Origin of the sequence: Vibrio sp. OY15 (assembly GCF_000742455.1) — a bacterium.
Taxonomy (GTDB): domain Bacteria; phylum Pseudomonadota; class Gammaproteobacteria; order Enterobacterales; family Vibrionaceae; genus Vibrio; species Vibrio alginolyticus.
The window spans coordinates 202005-219895 of record NZ_JPIL01000009.1 but is presented as its reverse complement, the minus strand read 5'-3'; the positions used below and the strand labels follow the sequence as shown (position 1 = coordinate 219895).

The window sequence follows — 17891 nt, the reverse complement described above, 5'->3', positions numbered from 1 at the left end:
TGTATACCACACATCAATACTCTAGAGTGTCAGGGTTTAGCACGGCGCTCAAAGAGTATGGAGTTCAAGAGTGAAAATTGACGATCTAAAACTGTTCACCAAAGTCGTCCAACTTGGCAGCTTTACAGCGGCAGCCAATGCTTTGGACTTGCCACGAGCAAATGTTAGTCGACGCATTGGAGAACTGGAACGTTACCTCGGAACGCAACTTTTTCACCGCACCACTCGCAGCCTTTCGCTGACAAACAAAGGCGATGCCTACTACCAAGATCTGCAAAAAGTACTCACCTTGCTTGATTCGGCAAACCAGCAAGCCAGTAACGAAAACATCGAGGTCAGCGGCAAAATCAAACTTGGCCTTCTGCCAGAAACCTATGAACATCTTCAACCCATTTTGTTTGAATTTCAGGATCAATACCCGCAGGTTGAACTCGACATTCGCAATATCAACAATGGCTTTATTGATATGTTTCAGCAAGGGTTGGACATCGCGCTGCACGGCGGCATGCTGTTTGACTCAGACATTGTCGCGAGAAAGATCTTAACGCTAGACCGATGTGTCGTTGCCTCACCGAACTATCTTCAAACTCACGGCACGCCCGCCACATTAGAAGAGTTGAGCGATCATCAGTGCATTTGTTTTCGTTGGCCAAATGGCAATGTCGACAACCTTTGGCATTTTCAGGAACAAAACGTAGCGCTCAAACCAAAACTCATTTCCAACAACATCGGCTTTATTAAAAGCTCCACAGTGCTTGACCGCGGCATCAGCTATATCCCAAAACTGTTGGTAAAAAATGAGCTCGAATCCGGTGCATTGGTGCAAGTATTGTCTCAATATGCTGTCACGGAAGAAATGGGGTGGTTACTCTATCCTCAACCGAAAACGCTGAACCAAGCTAGCCGGTTACTTATTGAACATTTGTGCAATAAAATCCCAAAACTTTTGTAGTTTGCATTTATTGTCATAAAATTTGTGACATTGAATCATGCGCACGCATGATTATCTGAACATCTGTGAATTATAAGATGGCGCCGAAATTATGGAGCCATCTTATGAATCATCAAATCAAAATCGCTGCGCTGAGCACTATCGCGCTCTCTCTACTCGGCTGTAATCAAGCCCAACCTCAGGTTGAGGAGCCAAGCGCATCCAGACCCGTTCAAGTGATTGAAGTCAACGAAAGGAATGAAGAACTCAACAAATCATTCAGCGGGATCGTAAAAGCAAAAGAAACCGCCTCACTCTCTTTTCGTGTACCCGGCACCGTGGAAAGCGTGTTCGTAAATAAAGGCAGCTTGGTAGAAAAAGGCCAAGTCATTGCCATGCTGGACAAGCACGACTACCAAGTCTCACTAGAAGAATTACAAGCACGCATGTTAGAAGCACAATCAGCCCACAAACTCGCGAAAGCCGAGTTAAAGCGCGTAAAACAAGCGACTTCTGATGATGCCATTGCCAGCGTAAACTTAGACCGAGCCATCAGCAGCTACGAACGTAGCCTCTCTGCCGTCAAAGTGGTTGAGAAAAACATCCAACGTGCAAAAGATGCCCTACGTTACACCACTCTACGTGCACCATTCACTGGCATTGTTGCCGACGTTTCTGTTGATCCACATGAACAAACCTTGCCGGGCGGCAGTGTTGTGTCAATTCAGCAAGAAGGCAGTTGGGAAGTCGACATCGACGTACCGGAAAATATGATTGCGCAATTCGCACTAGGTCAGCCAGCATCGTTGACTTGGTATGATTCGGAGCAATCCTACCGAGCAACCGTGGCAGAAATCGCGCCGAAGAAGCACCTGCTCAAACAAACCTATACCGTCACGCTAGACATCGATTCGATTTCCAGTGCGCTATTCAACGGTAAAGCAGTCACAGTAAATACCGCGCTCAACACCAGTCACTCAAGCCATTGCTTTCCTTACTCTGCAATTTTGGGTGAGAAACAGACTCTGCACGTGAATGTGGTTCGTGATGCGGTTATTCATTCAGAGCCTGTCAATCTTGACTCTATCGACGCATACCAAGCGTGTGTGACCGGAAGTTTTGAGCAAGGCGATTATGTGGTGATCAGCGGTAGCCATTATCTGAGCGAGGGCGATGCCGCCCCAAACCTGACCATCAAGACGTTGTAGGTGCGAATCCATGATCAATTTAGCTGAATTCGCGATTCGCCAACGTAAGTTCGTTCTGTTCTTTATCGTATTGAGCGTGATCGCTGGCATCTATTCTTACTTCGACTTAGGCAAGTTGGAAGACCCGAGCTTTACGGTAAAAACTGCGGTAGTCGTGACCCTTTATCCGGGTGCGTCTGCCGAAGAAGTCGAGCACCAAGTCACCGATACCGTGGAAACCAAATTGCAGGAAATGGCAGAGTTGGATCGCTTGCGCTCATTGTCTCGCCCAGGTTTGTCTATGGTCTTTGTTGACCTCAAAGAGAGCCTTAATTCCAAAGCACTTCCGCAGGAATGGGACTTATTGAGACGCAAAGTGGACGATGTAAAACTGCAGCTGCCTTCCAGTGCACAGATCAGCGTAGTGCAAGACGAGTTCTCTGAAGTCTACGGCATGCTTTTCTCTATCCACAGCACAGATGCTGCGCCAGAAGAGTTGCGTCGCTACGCCAAAGAGCTGCAACGCCAAATCAAAGCCGTCGACGGCATCAAAAAGATCGAGCTACACGGCATTCAACCTCGCGTTGTACATATCGATATGCCAGACGAGCGCTTGGCTCAATATGGTTTGTCGATAGCACAAGTTTGGAACCAACTGAGCACACAAAACAGCACGTTCGAAGCGGGAAAATTCGATGCAGGTACAGAGCGTATTCGTATTGCGCAAACCAGTGAGTTTCAGTCTCTAGAAGACATTCGCAATTTAATCATCAATGGTGGCACCGGCGAGTTTGGCTCGGGGTTGATTCGTCTTGGTGACATCGCCGACATCACCATGGGTTATCAAACACCAGCATTGGCAGAAAACCGCTACAACGGAGAGCCCGCTGTCACCTTGGCGGTGAGCCCAGTTCAAGGCATTAACGTGGTGTCACTTGGCGATACGATTCAAGACATCATCGCTAACTACCAGGCAACGCTGCCGCTGGGTGTCGACATCTCGACCGTTGCTTATCAACCTGAAGAAGTACAAAAGTCTATCGACGACTTTGTTGGCAACCTGCTTGAAAGTGTCGCGATTGTTTTTGTGGTGTTGTTGGTTTTCATGGGCTTTAAGAGTGCAACCATCGTTGGCGCAAGCTTGCTCCTGACGATTTTGCTCACGCTTGTATACATGAACATCGCCAGCATCGATTTGCACCGTGTCTCGCTAGGTACGTTTATTCTCGCACTGGGCATGTTGGTGGATAACGCCATTGTGATCACCGATATGATGATCGCCAAGCTCAACAAAGGTATCGAGCGAACTCGCGCCGCGATTGATTCCGTCAAAGAGACCGCCGTGCCACTTTTAGGCGCAACTATCATCGCGATTATGGGTGCAAGCCCAGTGTTGTTCTCCAAAACCGACTCCGCCGAGTTTGCGAGCTCTGTGTTCTACATTGTGGCATCGTCACTGTTGCTTTCATGGATCGTCGCGATGACGTTTACAGTATTAATGGCGTGGATGTTCATCAAGCCAAAAGCTAACAGCGAAGAGACCAAACCGAGCCGTTATAAACAGTTGGTATTCTGGACGGTGGACAACCCGCGTAAAGCTTTAGCCGCTTTGGTTCCGTTGATTTTAGTCACCGCCGTGGCAATCCCGTATGTGGCCGTGAACTTTATTCCTCAGTCGGATCGCTCAATTGTGTTTCTCGATTACTGGCTACCCAATGGTGCCAAGATTGAACAAACCTCGGCAGACATGCGCAAAGTTGAAGAATGGTTGGTCGCACAACCAGAAGTGGAAAGTATCTCTAGCTACGTCGGCACCAGTGCACCTCGCTTCTCGGTAACGGTAGAGCCTGAGCCGCTCGACCCTGCCTACGGCCAGATTCTGATCAACACCAAAGACTACGAGAGCATCAGCCACTTGGTAACGCGTGGGGATGATTGGCTGAAAGAGGCGTTTCCTGATGCCGAACCTCGCTTTCGAGCGCTGAAGCTGGCAACCAAAGATAAGTTCGCGGTTGAAGTGCGTTTTTCTGGTCCGGATGAAACCGTATTGCATCAACTAGCGGCGGAAACGAAAACGATTTTTGCTTCAAACCCTGATGCAAAATACATTCGCGATGATTGGCGCCAAGAAAGCAAAGTGCTCAAGCCGATTCTAAACCAAGACAAAATGCGTCAAGCAGGCATTAACTGCGCCGATGTCGCTTTCGCGCTAAAACGCGCATCAGACGGCATGCCGCTCGGACAAATGAACCTGAATGATGAGTTGATTCCAATTCAGCTACGTGGCACATCGCAAAACATGGCGTCACTAGAAACGCTACCTGTGCGCTCGCTACTTGGCTTTAACAGCGTTCCGCTTGGTCAAGTGGTGGATGGATTCGAACTGGTCACCGAAGAGAGCATGATTTGGCAACGCGACCGCGTGAAAACCATCACGGTTCAAGCGGGTGTGAGCCGAGACTCCACACCAGCGAACGTAAGAAATGCCATTAAAGATCAGGTTGAAGCTATCCAACTTCCGGCGGGTTACAGCATGGAATGGGGCGGCGAATATTACGATGAAGACAAAGCGGTCACCGACATCATGAAGCAGCAACCAAAAGCAATGCTGATCATGGTGATCATTTTAGTCGCGATGTTCAACGGCTTTAAGCAGCCAATCATCATCCTCGCAACGCTACCACTGGCAGCATCAGGGGCGGTGTTTGCTCTGCTTGGATTCGATAAACCATTTGGCTTTATGGCGCTAATCGGAGCTATTACACTGACCGGGATGATCATCAAAAATGGCATCGTACTAATGGATCAAATTGAGCTCGAACGCACAAATGGCAAGAGCTTGTCTGACGCGATCAAAGAAGCCACGATCAACCGTACTATGGCCATTTCTATGGGTGCGTTAACGACCGCGCTCGGCATGATCCCGCTGCTGTCAGACCTGCTGTTTGACCAAATGGCGGCAACCATCATCGGAGGCTTGGCAGCCGCAACCATATTGTCACTGTTTGTCATGCCTGCACTGTATCGCCTTGCTTACAAAGAAAAAGTACCATCCACACAAACCAACGCTGAGCTAGAGGAGGCGTCATCGTGAAAAAATTCATTCTAACGCCTGTCGTTCTAGCCCTAAGTTTAGCGGGCTGTGCGGTGGGACCAGACTACCAAGCACCGACCACCAGTATGGCAGAAACCTACTTGAACGCCGAAAATGCAGGGTTGAGTACCGATTTACAACACGTTGAGTTTTGGTGGACTAAGTTTCACGATCCGGTGTTGAATCAAATGGTTCAAGACATGCAGAACCAAAACATTCCGCTGAAAGTGGCGGCCGAGCGGGTGAAAATGGCCAACAACTATAAAACCATGGTGGAGTCATTCAAGGTACCGACAATTAATCTTAGTGCGGTTTACATGAACTATCAGTTCAGCAAAAATGACTCTTCACTCGGTCCGATATTGAATCCACTCAGTGATTCCATGCCGGGTCTGCCACCTCAAATTGGTAACGTCACCCTAATGGATAATCAGCACGATGGCGTATTTGCAGGCGCGAGTATGGCTTGGGAGGCTGATCTGTTTGGGCGTATCGACCGCCAAGCAAACGCGGCACAAATTCATCTCGAACAAGCTCAAATTTATCAAAACGGCTTGAACACGGTGATCACGGCGGATTTGATTCATAACTACTTGCAATACCAAGGCGCAAGCGAACGCCTTGAGTTGGCAAAGTCGAACTTAGAAGATCAACGACGTACACTTGATCTCGTCGAAAAAGTCGTGCGCAGCGGCTACGGTTCTGATCTCGATTTAGCCCAAACGAAGGCCACACTTGCGGCAATGGAATCGCTCGTTCCGCAGTTAGAGATTGCCCAACAAGCGCACAAACATCGTTTAGCAGTATTGCTTGGTGAGCCGCTAACACAAGTCGAAATCCGCCTATCTAAGCAGCATAGTGTACCTGTCATGCAGGACATGGTGCCGGTCGGTTTACCTTCCGATCTATTGAAACGTCGTACCGATATTCGCTTAGCCGAGCGTGAAATGGCCGCGCTCAATGAAGAGTTAGCAGCAAGCGTTGCTGATCAATATCCGAAGTTCTTTTTGACGGGCGCTCCGGGGTTGTCGGCGTCAAGCTTTGACGATCTCTTCAGTAGCGATTCTTTCGGTTGGATGGGTGCGGCTGGCGTAAGCTGGAACTTGTTCGATGGGGGGCGTGGCGAAGCGATTGAAGCCATCAACCAAGCGCGTTTTGATTCGGCGACATTGTCTTATCAACATACGGTCGAGGCGGCTTTAGCAGAAACCGAATCCACACTGTTTGCTTATGGTCGCAGCCAAGAAAGTCAGCGCCGAATCGATGATGCATTGAAAGCCACCAATAACGCCGTCAACAAAGCCAAGTCACTGTACCGCGCTGGCTTGATTGATCACTTATCGGTTTTAGATGCGCAACGTCAGCAACGCATGATGCAAGATCAGCAAGTCGCGGCAAAGTTACAAACCGCACAAGCTACGATTACGCTCTACAAATCGCTTGGTGGTGATTGGACGATACGACCAAAAGCACAACCCCAAACGAATGCCAAAGGTTAGGTTTCTTACAAGCCTCACACCTTTGCGTCATAACGGATGCCGTTAAATCGGTTAAAAAGAGGCCACTTAGATGGCCTCTTAGTTTGTGAGGCAAATATTTCTACCACCCATACCCTCTCTCGGTTGTATAATACGACTCTGAAATATTTTGTTACGTTACCTCGGTAACCCCTGAGACTGCAACATGAACAACAGCAGATGGGTCGGCTTTATAGGCGGCACGATTGTCTTACTTAGTACCTTTATCCTCTTCGGATCTTCCGTCCACGCTGCTTGGTACCGAATCCCTGCGGAAGCCATTCATGGTATCGCCTTCACTTTGGCTTTTGGTTTAGGGTTAAACAGCCTGCTGGCGTACGCGACGGCAGTGATTACTCTTGCTGCACTATTCTACATTGGCTTTGTCGTTAGCTATCGGGTCCATCAGAAACTTAAATAAACTTCTGTCTCAACCTGAGCTTAATAACGGATACTTGGTAACTAAAAAGGGAGCAAACGCTCCCTTTTTAGTTATCAGCATGTAGATGTTCTATGCCCGCTTTAATCATTAAGGTGGCATACCCTCAACGACTGCTGCATACCTGAAACATCATCACCTAAATACTCAACCGTCATTGGAACCTTGGCCAACAGAGTAAAACTAGAGTCACTGAACCTTCCATCAGCATCACTCTCCAAATGAACAAAAAACGCAGGCTTATCCGCAATCAATGTAATTTTCCTCCCTTCAATAGAGACACCTATATTGGCTTTCGCTATCGGCAAGGTTTTTAGCTCGTGAGTACTAAACCATGTGTTGCTTATTCTGTCTTCACCGATTTGCGCTTCAACATAGAAGAAGCCTGACGTAAGTTCGTCCTTCTCGATCGATTCATCCAATTGCCACAAAATCGTATTGCTGTCTGCTATGACTGTTTGTTCTAAGCTCCAACATTGCTTTTCTTCCCCTTGCCAATCTACCCACTTAAGCAGTGCGTTGACGCTTGCGGACTCTTTGGCATCATTGAGCAAATGTAGGCTCAACTTGCCTGTATGCTCGGAAAATACCAAATACTGTGGCGCAAAAAATCGCTTCGCATGGTAGTGCAACTGCTTCCATCGACCACTGTATTCCAAACTAGACCAAGAACTGACAGGCCAATTGTCGTTGAGTTGCCAGTACAGCATGCCGCGACAAACTGGAGAAATGGCACGCCAATGATCGCATGCAGTTTTGATCGCGATTGCCTGCTGAACTTGACTTAAATACAGCATGCTCTCGAATCCAGAGGGAAAACGAAAATAGCGCGTGAACATCTCTGTAATAATACTATGACCTCGAGGGTTCTTCTGATGTTGTTCGAAAGTTGGGGATGTAATATTCCAGTCTTGCTCAGGGACAAACCGCTTAACTTCAGCAAAAGATGGCCAAGATTGAAAACCAAACTCAGAGCAAAAACGAGGATTCACGTCAACGTAAGCACTGAATGATTTTCCTGAATGCCAAACGTCCCAAAAGTGCATATCGCCTTTACTATCATCATGCCACGCATCACCGAAATCCAGTTCACCATTACATGAGGAACTTGGCCAGAAACGGCGAGTGCTATCTTGCTCGGTAATCTCCTTCTCAATCATGCGGTTGAGGCGATCGTAGTTAACCGTGTATTTGACTTTGCTGCGCTTAGATTCGTCATACCAACCAATAGCTCCAATCACTTCATTGTCACCACACCAAAGTGCGATTGATGGGTGCTTCTTAAGCCTCGGGATTTGGAATCTAAGTTCTTCTTCTACGTCTTTTAAAAACTCGTCGTTTGATGGGTACAACGAGCAGGCGAACATCATGTCTTGCCACACCAACAAACCAAGTTCATCACAAAGGTTATAAAAGGTTTCACTCTCGTACTGACCACCGCCCCATACGCGAATCATGTTCATGTTGGCGTCAACCGCACTTTGCAAAAGGTTGCGATAACGTGTTTCGTACTCTCGCCCCGGCATTGCGTCAATAGGGATCCAGTTGGCACCTTTAGCATTAATCGGTACGCCATTGACGATAAATTCCATTGCAGAGCCGTGCTCATCAGCTTGGTTATTTAGGGTTAACTGACGCAAACCAATGTTGTGCGTTAACTTTTGCTCTCTGCAAGAAATGGTAATGGGATAGAGATACGCTTCGCCATAACCCGATGGCCACCAGCGTTGAGGCTCCAAAATGTGGAACTGGCAATGATAGTGACCACTTCCTTTTGTTTGAATACATTGACGCCCACCATTAAATTCAACCATCATTTCATGGCGTTGACTGTCCGTTTCCACTTCAACTACTACATCAAGAAACACACTCCCATCGGCTTGCCATTGCTGCTCTGTCGAGAAGCCTTTGAGCCAAAGCTCATTCACAATGTCGATTTGAATGGGGTCGTAAATACCCGATACCATCAAGCAAATGCCCCAGTCCCATCCGGAATGGCATTGTGTTTTGCGGATCAAGTTCATGTGTGGAATTTGGTTGTTGCCCATTGCCGATGGAATAGGAAATGGCAGTTTTTTTGCTCTTGCGATACCTTCTAAATCCGCCCGAGCAAACTCAACCCGAATCGTGTTAGTACCTTGCTTTAAATGCGGTTTAATATCCACACGTTGCTGGGTAAACATGTTGCTGCAAGTTAGTGCTAGCTCACCATTAACATAGAAGGTTGCCAATGTATCGACACGAGTTAGCGTCATCCAAATTTGCTTGGCAGACAACGTAAACGCGTCGACGTCAAACTCACGTGAGATATGCCACTCACACTCTTCAATCCATCGAACTTTGTTTTCATTATCGGCAAAATAAGGATCTGGAATCTGCTCTGCTTGTAAAAGCGCCGACACATTATCGCCCGGAATAAACATTGGAATTTCAAGATTGGGGCGCTGTGGCGAGGTAAGCATCCACTGCCCGTTAAGTTCGAAGTGAGCCATCGAGTTAAACCTTAGCTTGGGAAAAACATGTTTTCTCAATGTAATCCTGATAATCCCATGCAAAAACAAGGGAAATGTTAATTACATACGAAATGCGGTGCATTTCACGTAAAAACTCTTTCTTTTGATCTCTACCCAAAAATCAGCAACTTGGCTAACCTGTTAAAAATTAATCGAAATCTAAGGTTATATTTGCAACTTCGACATGTTAACATCATCGGCTTTTTGAACATCCTCACACTTTTCGTCGAAACGATGTGAGGGGAAATGCACGGCTTCATAGCCCTAAAAAGCGAAGTAATTATGTCAAATATGACGAATGCCGCCTCCCACACAGCGCCTATTCAGGATGCTGACTATTCTGCTATTCATCCCCCATCTTTACTCAAGCGCCTCGAACTCACCAATCCTGTCTTTTGGTTAAGTGGTAGCTTCCTCACTCTATTCGTTTTACTTGCTCTAACGAATACCGACTCTCTAACCGCAATGGTTAACACCGGCTTCGGCTTTGCTACTAAATATTTCGGAGCTTACTGGCAAGTACTGCTTCTTCTGAATTTCCTAATTGGTTTGGCTCTTGCGTTTGGTCGCACTGGTTATGTGCGCCTAGGTGGTCTAGCGAAACCTGATATTGATAACTTTAAGTGGTTGTCAATCGTACTCTGTACTCTACTTGCAGGTGGTGGTGTGTTCTGGGCCGCAGCTGAGCCTATCGCGCACTTTGTGACTGCTCCGCCTCTATACGGGGAAGCCTCACCGAAAACTGCCGCAATCAATGCCCTATCTCAGTCTTTTATGCACTGGGGCTTCTTAGCTTGGGCGATCCTTGGTGGTCTATCTTCCATTGTCTTAATGCACTTGCATTACGATAAAGGCCTGCCTCTTAAGCCGCGTACTCTGCTTTACCCTGTGTTTGGTGATAAAGCCATTAAAGGCTGGATTGGTGATGTTGCTGACGCATGTAGCATCATTGCAGTAGCAGCAGGAACCATCGGTCCTATCGGCTTCTTAGGTTTACAAATTAGCTACGCGCTAAACTCATTGTTTGGCCTGCCAGATACGTTCGTAACGCAAAGTATGGTTATTATGGCGGCGATCCTGATGTATACCCTTTCCGCACTGAGCGGATTGAGCAAGGGTATTCAAATCGTCAGTCGTTACAACATCATTTTGTCTGTACTATTAATTGGTTACATCCTGTTCTTCGGGCCGACAAGCTTTATCGTTGATGGCTACGTGCAAGGCGTTGGTCGTATGGTGGATAACTTCTTCCCTATGGCACTTTACCGTGGTGATACAGGCTGGCTAAGTTGGTGGACAGTATTCTTCTGGGGTTGGTTTATCGGTTATGGCCCAATGATGGCGATCTTTATTGCTCGTATCTCTCGTGGTCGTACAATTCGCCAATTAATCATGTCTATTAGCATCGCGGCACCGCTGATTACTTGCTTCTGGTTTAGTATCGTTGGTGGCAGTGGCCTTGCGTTTGAACTTGATAACCCTGGTTTGATTTCATCTGCGTTTGAAGGCTTTAACTTGCCTGCAGCACTGCTAGCGATTACTGGTGAATTACCTTACCCAATGATCATTTCGGTTCTTTTCCTGATCTTAACGACAACATTTATCGTGACGACGGGTGACTCGATGACTTACACAATAAGTGTAGTGATGACGGGCTCAACAGAACCAAACGCAGTGATTCGCTCGTTCTGGGGGCTGATTATGGGTATTGTCGCTATTGCGCTTATCTCAATGGGCTCTGGTGGTATTTCTGCATTGCAGTCTTTCATTGTGATTACCGCCGTACCTGTGTCTTTCATTTTGCTGCCAAGCATTTGGAAAGCACCCGGCATTGCAAGCAGAATGGCGAAAGAGCAAGGCCTCGTTTAAACCGCCTCTCTAACCAATATGCGAAAAAGAGCCCTTCATTGGGCTCTTTTTAATTCTGCGCTTTATCCTACGCTATCAATGCGAATCATCACTGCGTCTGGACGCCAATACTCGAATTCGCAGTCCATTAAATGCCCATCTTGTTTGTAGTTTACCCGCCGAATTTTCAGAACGGGTTGTCCTTCAACTAGGTTCAACGCCTTAGCGACATGAGCAGGAGCTGACGTGGGAATCACATCAAAACGAGAGCGCTTTGTCTCGTAACCATACTTCTCACGATAAATGCCCGTCAGGGACATGGTGAGGTTCTCAAACAATATACCCTCAAACAGTGCCGCTTTGAGCACGTTCTCAACAAACAATACCGCTCGCCCATCAATAAAACGTAACCGTTCAATTACATAAATTGGGGTAATTAGCTCCACCTCTAACGATTTGGCATACTCACCTGCGGCCATTTCACTTCGCACGTTGAGTAACTTAGTTTCTGCAATACGATGCTGCTCTCGAATCATCTGATGGAAGTGAGAACGAGACAACGGGTTGTAACAGATACGCTCAGGAGATACATACCAACCCCGGCGCTCTTCTCGATAAATAAGACCTTCAGTTTCTAAAGACACCAACGCATCTTTGATAGTGATTCGAGTTGTAGAAAACAGCTCACTGAGCTCTCTCTCTGACGGCAGTTTTTGTCCTTCCGACATGATGCCGGAAAGAATCTGCTGTTTTAAGCTGCTTCTAATTTTTCCTAATTGGGTACCAAATTGTCCGGTGCCTGTCGCTCTCATTCTGATCTAGTCCAACGATAATTTGACGAATAACATAAGGCGTTTACGTAACAAAAATATGACATTAATCAACAGAACACATACTGAACGTATGAAATATAAGTGCCATATAAAATCAGCAAAACTGTCAAATTACTTGCGCTAAATCGTCACATTCCATCCATAGCATACAAAGCGAACTTACTGACCTAGTCCAGAAGGATGGAGACAATGAAAACTTTGCTAAGTCGTTCAATTACCGCACCAGCGGCAATCATTGCGGTAACGCTCGCTACGCCAACAGTAGCGAAAGAAGCCGATATTGAATCTTTGGTAGCAGCAGCACAAAAAGAAGGGGCGGTTTACAGTGTGGGTATGCCTGACAGTTGGGCAAACTGGAAAGACACTTGGGCTGATTTAAAGTCAAATTACAACCTTAAGCACCAAGACACGGATATGAGCTCGGCTCAAGAAATCGCAAAATTCGAAGCTGAGAAGAAAAACGCGACCGCAGACATTGGTGACGTAGGCTTTGCCTTCGCACGTGTAGCGGTTAAAAAAGGCGTCACTCAGCCATATAAACCAACAACTTGGAATGACATCCCAGATTGGGCAAAAGACGAAGATGGTCATTGGGCACTTGCCTACACTGGCACTATTTCTTTTATCTCCAACAATAACCTCGTAAAAGACGCGCCAAAAACGTGGGATGACCTATTAAAAGGCGACTACAAAGTGACCGTAGGTGACGTAGGCGTAGCAGCACAGGCAAACAACGCGGTTCTCGCCGCAGCTTTCGCCAACGGTGGGGACGAATCCAACCTCAAGCCTGCGCTCAAATTCTTTTCTGAACTCGCGAAGCAAGGTCGTCTTTCATTTACCGATCCGAACATCGCCAACCTAGAAAAAGGCGAAGTTGAAGTGGCGATCATGTGGGACTTCAATGCATTGAACTACCGCGACAAAATTGACCGCGACCGCTTTACAGTGAGCATTCCTCAAGATGGCTCTGTGATTTCTGGTTATACAACCATAATCAATAAATACGCGAAGAACCCTAATGCAGCAAAGCTTGCTCGTGAATACATCTTCAGCGATCAAGGGCAAATCAACTTAGCAGAAGGTTATGCGCGTCCAATCCGCACCAACATCACACTGCCTCAAGCAGTGCAAGACAAGCTAATTGCTAATGACCAATACAGCAATGTTCACCCAGTGACTGACTTCTCAGCTTGGGAAAAGTCCGCACGTAAGCTGCCACGTCAATGGCAAGAAAGTGTCTTAATCCACCAGCAATAAGAGTAAGTCGTTATGAGCAATAAGGTCATCCTTGTTGTTCTAGATGGACTGAACTATCAGGTAGCCCGTGATTGCATGGGCTACCTCAATGGTCTTCTAGAACAAAGTCGTTCCCAACAAGAAACTCGCGCAACGCTTTATCCTGTGCAGTGTGAGCTGCCCTCTATGTCTCGCCCACTTTATGAGTGCATTTTAACGGGCGTTCGCCCTGTAGAAAGCGGCATCGTAAACAACAATATCGTTCGTCTATCCAAACACGATTCCATTTTCAGTTTGGCAAAAGCCCAAGGAAAAGTGACCGCTGCGGCTGCCTACCATTGGGTAAGTGAGCTTTATAATCGCGCGCCATTTGAACCTGTTCGCGATCGTTTCACGCATGATGAAACCCTGAATATCCAGCATGGCTGCTTTTACCATTGGGATCATTATCCTGATGAAGCCTTGTTCCTGGACGCAGAGTATTTACGTCGCAACTATCAACCTGATTTTTTATTGATCCATCCGATGAATATCGACGATACAGGACATAAGTTTGGCCTAGACTCTCGCCAATACCGCAATTGTGCGCGAGGTGCAGACATTATTCTTTCCAACTACATCGATCAATGGCTTGCTGATGGGTATCAAATCATTGTGACCAGCGATCATGGCATGAACAACGATCTTTCTCATGGTGGGATTTTACCTGAAGAGCGAGAAGTTCCCCTGTTTGTCATTGGTGATAAGTTTACCCATCAAGATTGTCATGTTAAGCAAACTGATATTTGTGGCACCGTTTGTCAATTGCTAAACCTTGACCACACGAAGCCATACACTCAGGAATTGTTAGCACTATGAGCAGTTCAGTCCTCTCCCCAAGCTCCAGCGAATCACGCTCAAATTTGGCAAGTACTTGGTTAAAGCGCTTTAAGCCAGCCATTTGGTTGGTGCCTTTCGCGCTGTTTTTCTACCTATTTCAACTCGCACCGATGATTTGGGTGCTGTTAAACAGCTTTATCTACGATGGCGAGTTTGCCTTCGATAACTACATTGAAGTGCTCGACTCCGCCTTTATGATGCAGGCGTTTGGCAACAGTTTGTGGTTAGCTATATGGTCGAGCATTTTTGGCTTAGCCATTGCGACTCTGTTGGTCTCTTCTCTGCGCAGAGTCGATTCTAAAGTCCGCGACGGTGTGATTGCGTTTACGAACATGAGCAGCAACTTTGCAGGCGTACCTCTGTCATTCGCTTTTATTATTATTTTGGGCACCAATGGGGCGATTACCCTTTTGCTCAAGCAGTATGGCTTACTCGGTGATTTCGACCTTTATGGTAAATGGGGCCTGCTGGCCATTTACATCTACTTCCAAATCCCGCTGGCGGTGTTGTTGCTCTACCCTGCGTTCGATGCGTTGAGTGATGATTGGCAAGCAGCTGCTGCGCTACTGGGAGCCAAAACATCACAGTATTGGGCGAAAATCGCTCTGCCAGTGCTCTCACCAGCCTTATTCGGTACCTTTATTATCTTAATAGCCAACGCAATTGGCGCATATGCGAGTGTTTATGCGTTGACCTCCGGTAACTATAACGTCATCACAATTCGAATTGCGAGTCTGGTATCGGGAGACCTGTTCCTTGAACCTAATCTCGCCGCTGCAATTTCGGTGATTCTAATGGCGTTACTTGCCTTTATCACAGTGATTAACCAATGGCTCATTTCGAAAAGCTATGCAGGTAGGAAGTAGTCATGCACAACGTTAATAATCGATTCCATAAAACGGTGGTTTATTCCATTGTTGGGATCATGCTCATCCCGATTTTAGCGACCTTTGTCTATTCGCTTTCATCACGCTGGGGCGCCACGGTGCTTCCAGATGGTTTCACTTTTGATTGGTACGTTAAATTGCTGACCGACCCACGCTTTTTGCAAGCGTTTGGGCGTTCGCTGTTTATTTGTATTGCTTCGCTAACCCTCAGTGTGATTCTGGTTCTGCCAGCGATATTCGTGGTGTTTTACTACTTTCCGAAGCTCGATAAGCTCATGAACGTATTGATTTTGCTACCATTCGCTGTACCACCAGTGGTGTCCTCCGTCGGCTTGCTTCAACTTTATGCTGACAGTGAAATCTCCCTTATCGGTACTCCTTGGATTCTAGTAGGTACTTACTTCACCATCGCGTTACCGTTCATGTATCGTGCGATTTCTAATAGCTTCGAAGCAATTAACCTTAACGATTTAATGGACGCTGCACACTTGCTAGGGGCAAGCACAACCAAAGCGTTTTTGATGGTCATTTTACCTAACCTCAAAAAAGGACTGATGGCATCGCTTTTCCTTTCATTTTCATTTCTATTGGGAGAGTTTGTGTTCGCCAATATTTTAGTCGGCACACGTTATGAAACCCTGCAAATCTACTTGTATAACATGCGTCAGACGAGCGGCCACTTTACGTCTGCCTTAGTGATGACCTACTTCCTATTTATTTTTTTACTGACTTGGTTGGCAAGTCGTTTCAGCCGAGGAGTCAAACAATGAGCTACGTAACAGCGAAAAATCTGACTAAACGTTTTGGTGATAACACCGTATTTGAGGACATTCACTTTAACATCGAGCAAGGTGAATTCATTACGCTTTTAGGCCCTAGCGGTTGTGGTAAATCGACACTACTTCGCAGCCTTGCTGGGCTTAACCCTGTCGATGGAGGCGAGATTTGGGTAAACGGAGAAGATATCACGCATCAAGTCCCGCAAGAGCGTGGTATTGGGATGGTCTTTCAATCGTATGCGCTGTTTCCCAATATGACCGTCGAAGGCAACATTGCATTTGGCTTAAAAATGAAAAAGCTTGCGAATGATGATATTCGACGTGAAGTGGCTAAAGTCATCAAACTGGTGGATCTGGCAGGTAAAGAAAAACACTATCCGCATCAACTTTCTGGCGGTCAGCGCCAGCGTGTCGCACTCGCTCGAGCGTTGGTGGTGAAACCTCGCATATTATTGCTTGATGAACCACTTTCTGCGCTTGATGCCAAAATCCGCAAACACCTTCGTCAGCAAATCCGAGATATTCAGAAAGAGATGAATCTCACCACTATCTTCGTAACTCATGACCAAGAAGAGGCGATGATTATGTCTGATCGTATCTTCCTAATGAGTAAAGGAGAAATTGTTCAAGCAGGAACACCTGAAGAAATCTATACTCATCCTGCTAACGAGTTTGTGGCCGGTTTCATGGGGCACTACAACCTTGTAGAGGCCAATAAAGCCAAGCAACTCTTCAACATTGATACCGAATGGAAAGTGGCGATTCGCCCAGAGTCTATATATGTAAAAGAGCAAGGTCGTCAATATGATAGCCACATCTCAGCGCCACAAGTAGGTACGATCACCAACCACCAGCTTCTAGGTAATGTTATTCGCTATCAAGTGAACGTTGAAGAGTGTGAGCTCACTGTTGACTTACTTAACCGCTCTTCAGAACGCTTACTAGCGAATGGCAGCCAACTAGAACTACTCTTTAACCTAAACGAAATTCAACCAGTGAGAGCCTAAACATGTCCAAACCTTTGTATGTTTTTGATATGGATGAAACCCTAATAAACGCTGACTGCGCAATGATTTGGAACGAGTTTATGGTTGAGAAAGGCATCGCGACTGATCCTTTATTTATTATGGAAGATCAGCGTCTAATGGCCTTGTACTCTGAAGGCAAAATGGACATGGAAGATTACCTAGCGTTCTCCATGAAGCCACTAGAAAACATGCCGATTGAAGAAGTAAACGCCTTGGTTGAAGAATGTGTTGAAAGCCATATTTTGCCTAAACAGTTCCCTCAAGCCAAAACCCTGATTGAGCAACTGTCTCGTGATGGTATAGATATGGTTATCATCTCTGCCAGCGTCACTTTTTTGGTGGAAGCCGTTGGTCGCCGTCTTAATATTCCAACCGCACTCGGAATTGATTTAATCGAGAAAAACAACCGTTATACTGCTGAAATCGACGGTATCCCGAGTTATCGTGAAGGCAAAGTCACGCGATTAAAACAGTGGCTAGAAAATCAGCCTGAGCCTTATTCCGAAATCCATTTCTATACCGATTCAATCAACGATTTACCGCTTTGTGAATACGCGAACTACGCTTATCTGGTAAATCCATGCCCACAACTAAAAGAACACGCCAACAGACCGAATTGGAGTGTGTTAAGTTGGGGGTGATATAGCCTCACAAGACCGTTCTTCCTAAGTAAATACTTTTCTATTTGTTCAAAGAGCAGTTCTTTCTGCTCTTTTTTAC

General features: G+C 46.5%; 14 protein-coding genes. 12 read left to right on the top strand and 2 right to left on the bottom strand.

Features of this window, described 5'->3' with window-relative positions; all coding sequences use genetic code 11:
* Positions 1-70: 70 nt before the first annotated feature.
* The 5 genes from IJ23_RS11485 to IJ23_RS11465 all read left to right on the top strand — a co-directional run bounded on the left by IJ23_RS11485 (position 71) and on the right by IJ23_RS11465 (position 7150).
* Positions 71-952 (top strand): LysR family transcriptional regulator, encoded by an 882-nt coding sequence (locus IJ23_RS11485; RefSeq protein ID WP_033906320.1) that lies wholly within the window; start codon positions 71-73, stop codon positions 950-952.
* A gap of 104 nt (positions 953-1056) precedes the next feature.
* Positions 1057-2139 (top strand): efflux RND transporter periplasmic adaptor subunit, encoded by a 1083-nt coding sequence (locus IJ23_RS11480; RefSeq protein ID WP_033906319.1) that lies wholly within the window; start codon positions 1057-1059, stop codon positions 2137-2139.
* Between the two features lie 10 nt (positions 2140-2149).
* Positions 2150-5212 carry an efflux RND transporter permease subunit gene (locus tag IJ23_RS11475; RefSeq protein WP_033906318.1) on the top strand — a complete coding sequence of 1021 codons (3063 nt, stop codon included), beginning with the start codon at positions 2150-2152 and terminating at the stop codon, positions 5210-5212.
* The gene (locus tag IJ23_RS11470) at positions 5209-6711 is read left to right on the top strand and encodes an efflux transporter outer membrane subunit (protein WP_033906317.1); all 1503 of its coding nucleotides are present in this window, start codon (positions 5209-5211) and stop codon (positions 6709-6711) included. Before IJ23_RS11475 ends, IJ23_RS11470 begins: the two co-directional genes overlap by 4 nt.
* Before the next feature lie 184 nt (positions 6712-6895).
* Positions 6896-7150, top strand: coding sequence for a hypothetical protein (locus IJ23_RS11465; RefSeq protein ID WP_005387084.1), 255 nt, complete (start codon positions 6896-6898; stop codon positions 7148-7150).
* A gap of 101 nt (positions 7151-7251) precedes the next feature.
* Here IJ23_RS11465 and IJ23_RS11460 read toward each other — a convergent pair whose 3' ends face one another.
* The gene (locus IJ23_RS11460) at positions 7252-9660 is read right to left on the bottom strand and encodes a beta-mannosidase (protein WP_033906316.1); all 2409 of its coding nucleotides are present in this window, start codon (positions 9658-9660) and stop codon (positions 7252-7254) included.
* A gap of 303 nt (positions 9661-9963) precedes the next feature.
* Here IJ23_RS11460 and IJ23_RS11455 point away from each other — a divergent pair, with 303 nt between their 5' ends.
* Complete coding sequence (locus tag IJ23_RS11455) at positions 9964-11550, top strand: BCCT family transporter (protein ID WP_005373846.1); 1587 nt, start codon at positions 9964-9966, stop codon at positions 11548-11550.
* A 62-nt stretch (positions 11551-11612) separates the two neighbouring features.
* On the opposite strand, the gene IJ23_RS11450 is transcribed toward IJ23_RS11455, so the two are convergent.
* Positions 11613-12341, bottom strand: coding sequence for a UTRA domain-containing protein (locus IJ23_RS11450; protein WP_033906315.1), 729 nt, complete (start codon positions 12339-12341; stop codon positions 11613-11615).
* Positions 12342-12551: 210 nt separating this feature from the next.
* Here IJ23_RS11450 and IJ23_RS11445 point away from each other — a divergent pair, with 210 nt between their 5' ends.
* From IJ23_RS11445 to IJ23_RS11420, 6 genes are read left to right on the top strand one after another with little or no spacing between them, the layout of a single operon-like run.
* The gene (locus IJ23_RS11445; protein ID WP_005373851.1) at positions 12552-13619 is read left to right on the top strand and encodes an ABC transporter substrate-binding protein; all 1068 of its coding nucleotides are present in this window, start codon (positions 12552-12554) and stop codon (positions 13617-13619) included.
* A 12-nt stretch (positions 13620-13631) separates the two neighbouring features.
* Entirely contained in the window at positions 13632-14456 is an 825-nt protein-coding gene (locus IJ23_RS11440; protein WP_033906314.1) for an alkaline phosphatase family protein, read from the top strand.
* Positions 14453-15343 carry an ABC transporter permease gene (locus tag IJ23_RS11435; protein WP_033906313.1) on the top strand — a complete coding sequence of 297 codons (891 nt, stop codon included), beginning with the start codon at positions 14453-14455 and terminating at the stop codon, positions 15341-15343. The genes IJ23_RS11440 and IJ23_RS11435 overlap by 4 nt, the downstream gene beginning before the upstream one ends.
* Positions 15344-15345: 2 nt before the next feature.
* On the top strand, positions 15346-16134 hold the full coding sequence (locus tag IJ23_RS11430; RefSeq protein ID WP_033906312.1) for an ABC transporter permease: 789 nt from the start codon (positions 15346-15348) through the stop codon (positions 16132-16134).
* Entirely contained in the window at positions 16131-17150 is a 1020-nt protein-coding gene (locus tag IJ23_RS11425; protein ID WP_005373862.1) for an ABC transporter ATP-binding protein, read from the top strand. Before IJ23_RS11430 ends, IJ23_RS11425 begins: the two co-directional genes overlap by 4 nt.
* 2 nt (positions 17151-17152) lie before the next feature.
* Positions 17153-17812: an HAD family hydrolase gene (locus IJ23_RS11420; RefSeq protein WP_017633566.1), complete on the top strand. Its 660-nt coding sequence runs from the start codon at positions 17153-17155 to the stop codon at positions 17810-17812.
* Positions 17813-17891 lie beyond the last annotated feature (79 nt).

Coding starts and splice junctions, on each gene's coding strand:
- IJ23_RS11480 (WP_033906319.1), top strand. CDS start 1,057: ATGAATCATCAAATCAAAATCGCTGCGCTGAGCACTATCGCGCTCTCT.
- IJ23_RS11475 (WP_033906318.1), top strand. CDS start 2,150: ATGATCAATTTAGCTGAATTCGCGATTCGCCAACGTAAGTTCGTTCTG.
- IJ23_RS11465 (WP_005387084.1), top strand. CDS start 6,896: ATGAACAACAGCAGATGGGTCGGCTTTATAGGCGGCACGATTGTCTTA.
- IJ23_RS11460 (WP_033906316.1), bottom strand. CDS start 9,660: ATGGCTCACTTCGAACTTAACGGGCAGTGGATGCTTACCTCGCCACAG.
- IJ23_RS11455 (WP_005373846.1), top strand. CDS start 9,964: ATGTCAAATATGACGAATGCCGCCTCCCACACAGCGCCTATTCAGGAT.
- IJ23_RS11450 (WP_033906315.1), bottom strand. CDS start 12,341: ATGAGAGCGACAGGCACCGGACAATTTGGTACCCAATTAGGAAAAATT.
- IJ23_RS11445 (WP_005373851.1), top strand. CDS start 12,552: ATGAAAACTTTGCTAAGTCGTTCAATTACCGCACCAGCGGCAATCATT.
- IJ23_RS11440 (WP_033906314.1), top strand. CDS start 13,632: ATGAGCAATAAGGTCATCCTTGTTGTTCTAGATGGACTGAACTATCAG.
- IJ23_RS11435 (WP_033906313.1), top strand. CDS start 14,453: ATGAGCAGTTCAGTCCTCTCCCCAAGCTCCAGCGAATCACGCTCAAAT.
- IJ23_RS11430 (WP_033906312.1), top strand. CDS start 15,346: ATGCACAACGTTAATAATCGATTCCATAAAACGGTGGTTTATTCCATT.
- IJ23_RS11425 (WP_005373862.1), top strand. CDS start 16,131: ATGAGCTACGTAACAGCGAAAAATCTGACTAAACGTTTTGGTGATAAC.
- IJ23_RS11420 (WP_017633566.1), top strand. CDS start 17,153: ATGTCCAAACCTTTGTATGTTTTTGATATGGATGAAACCCTAATAAAC.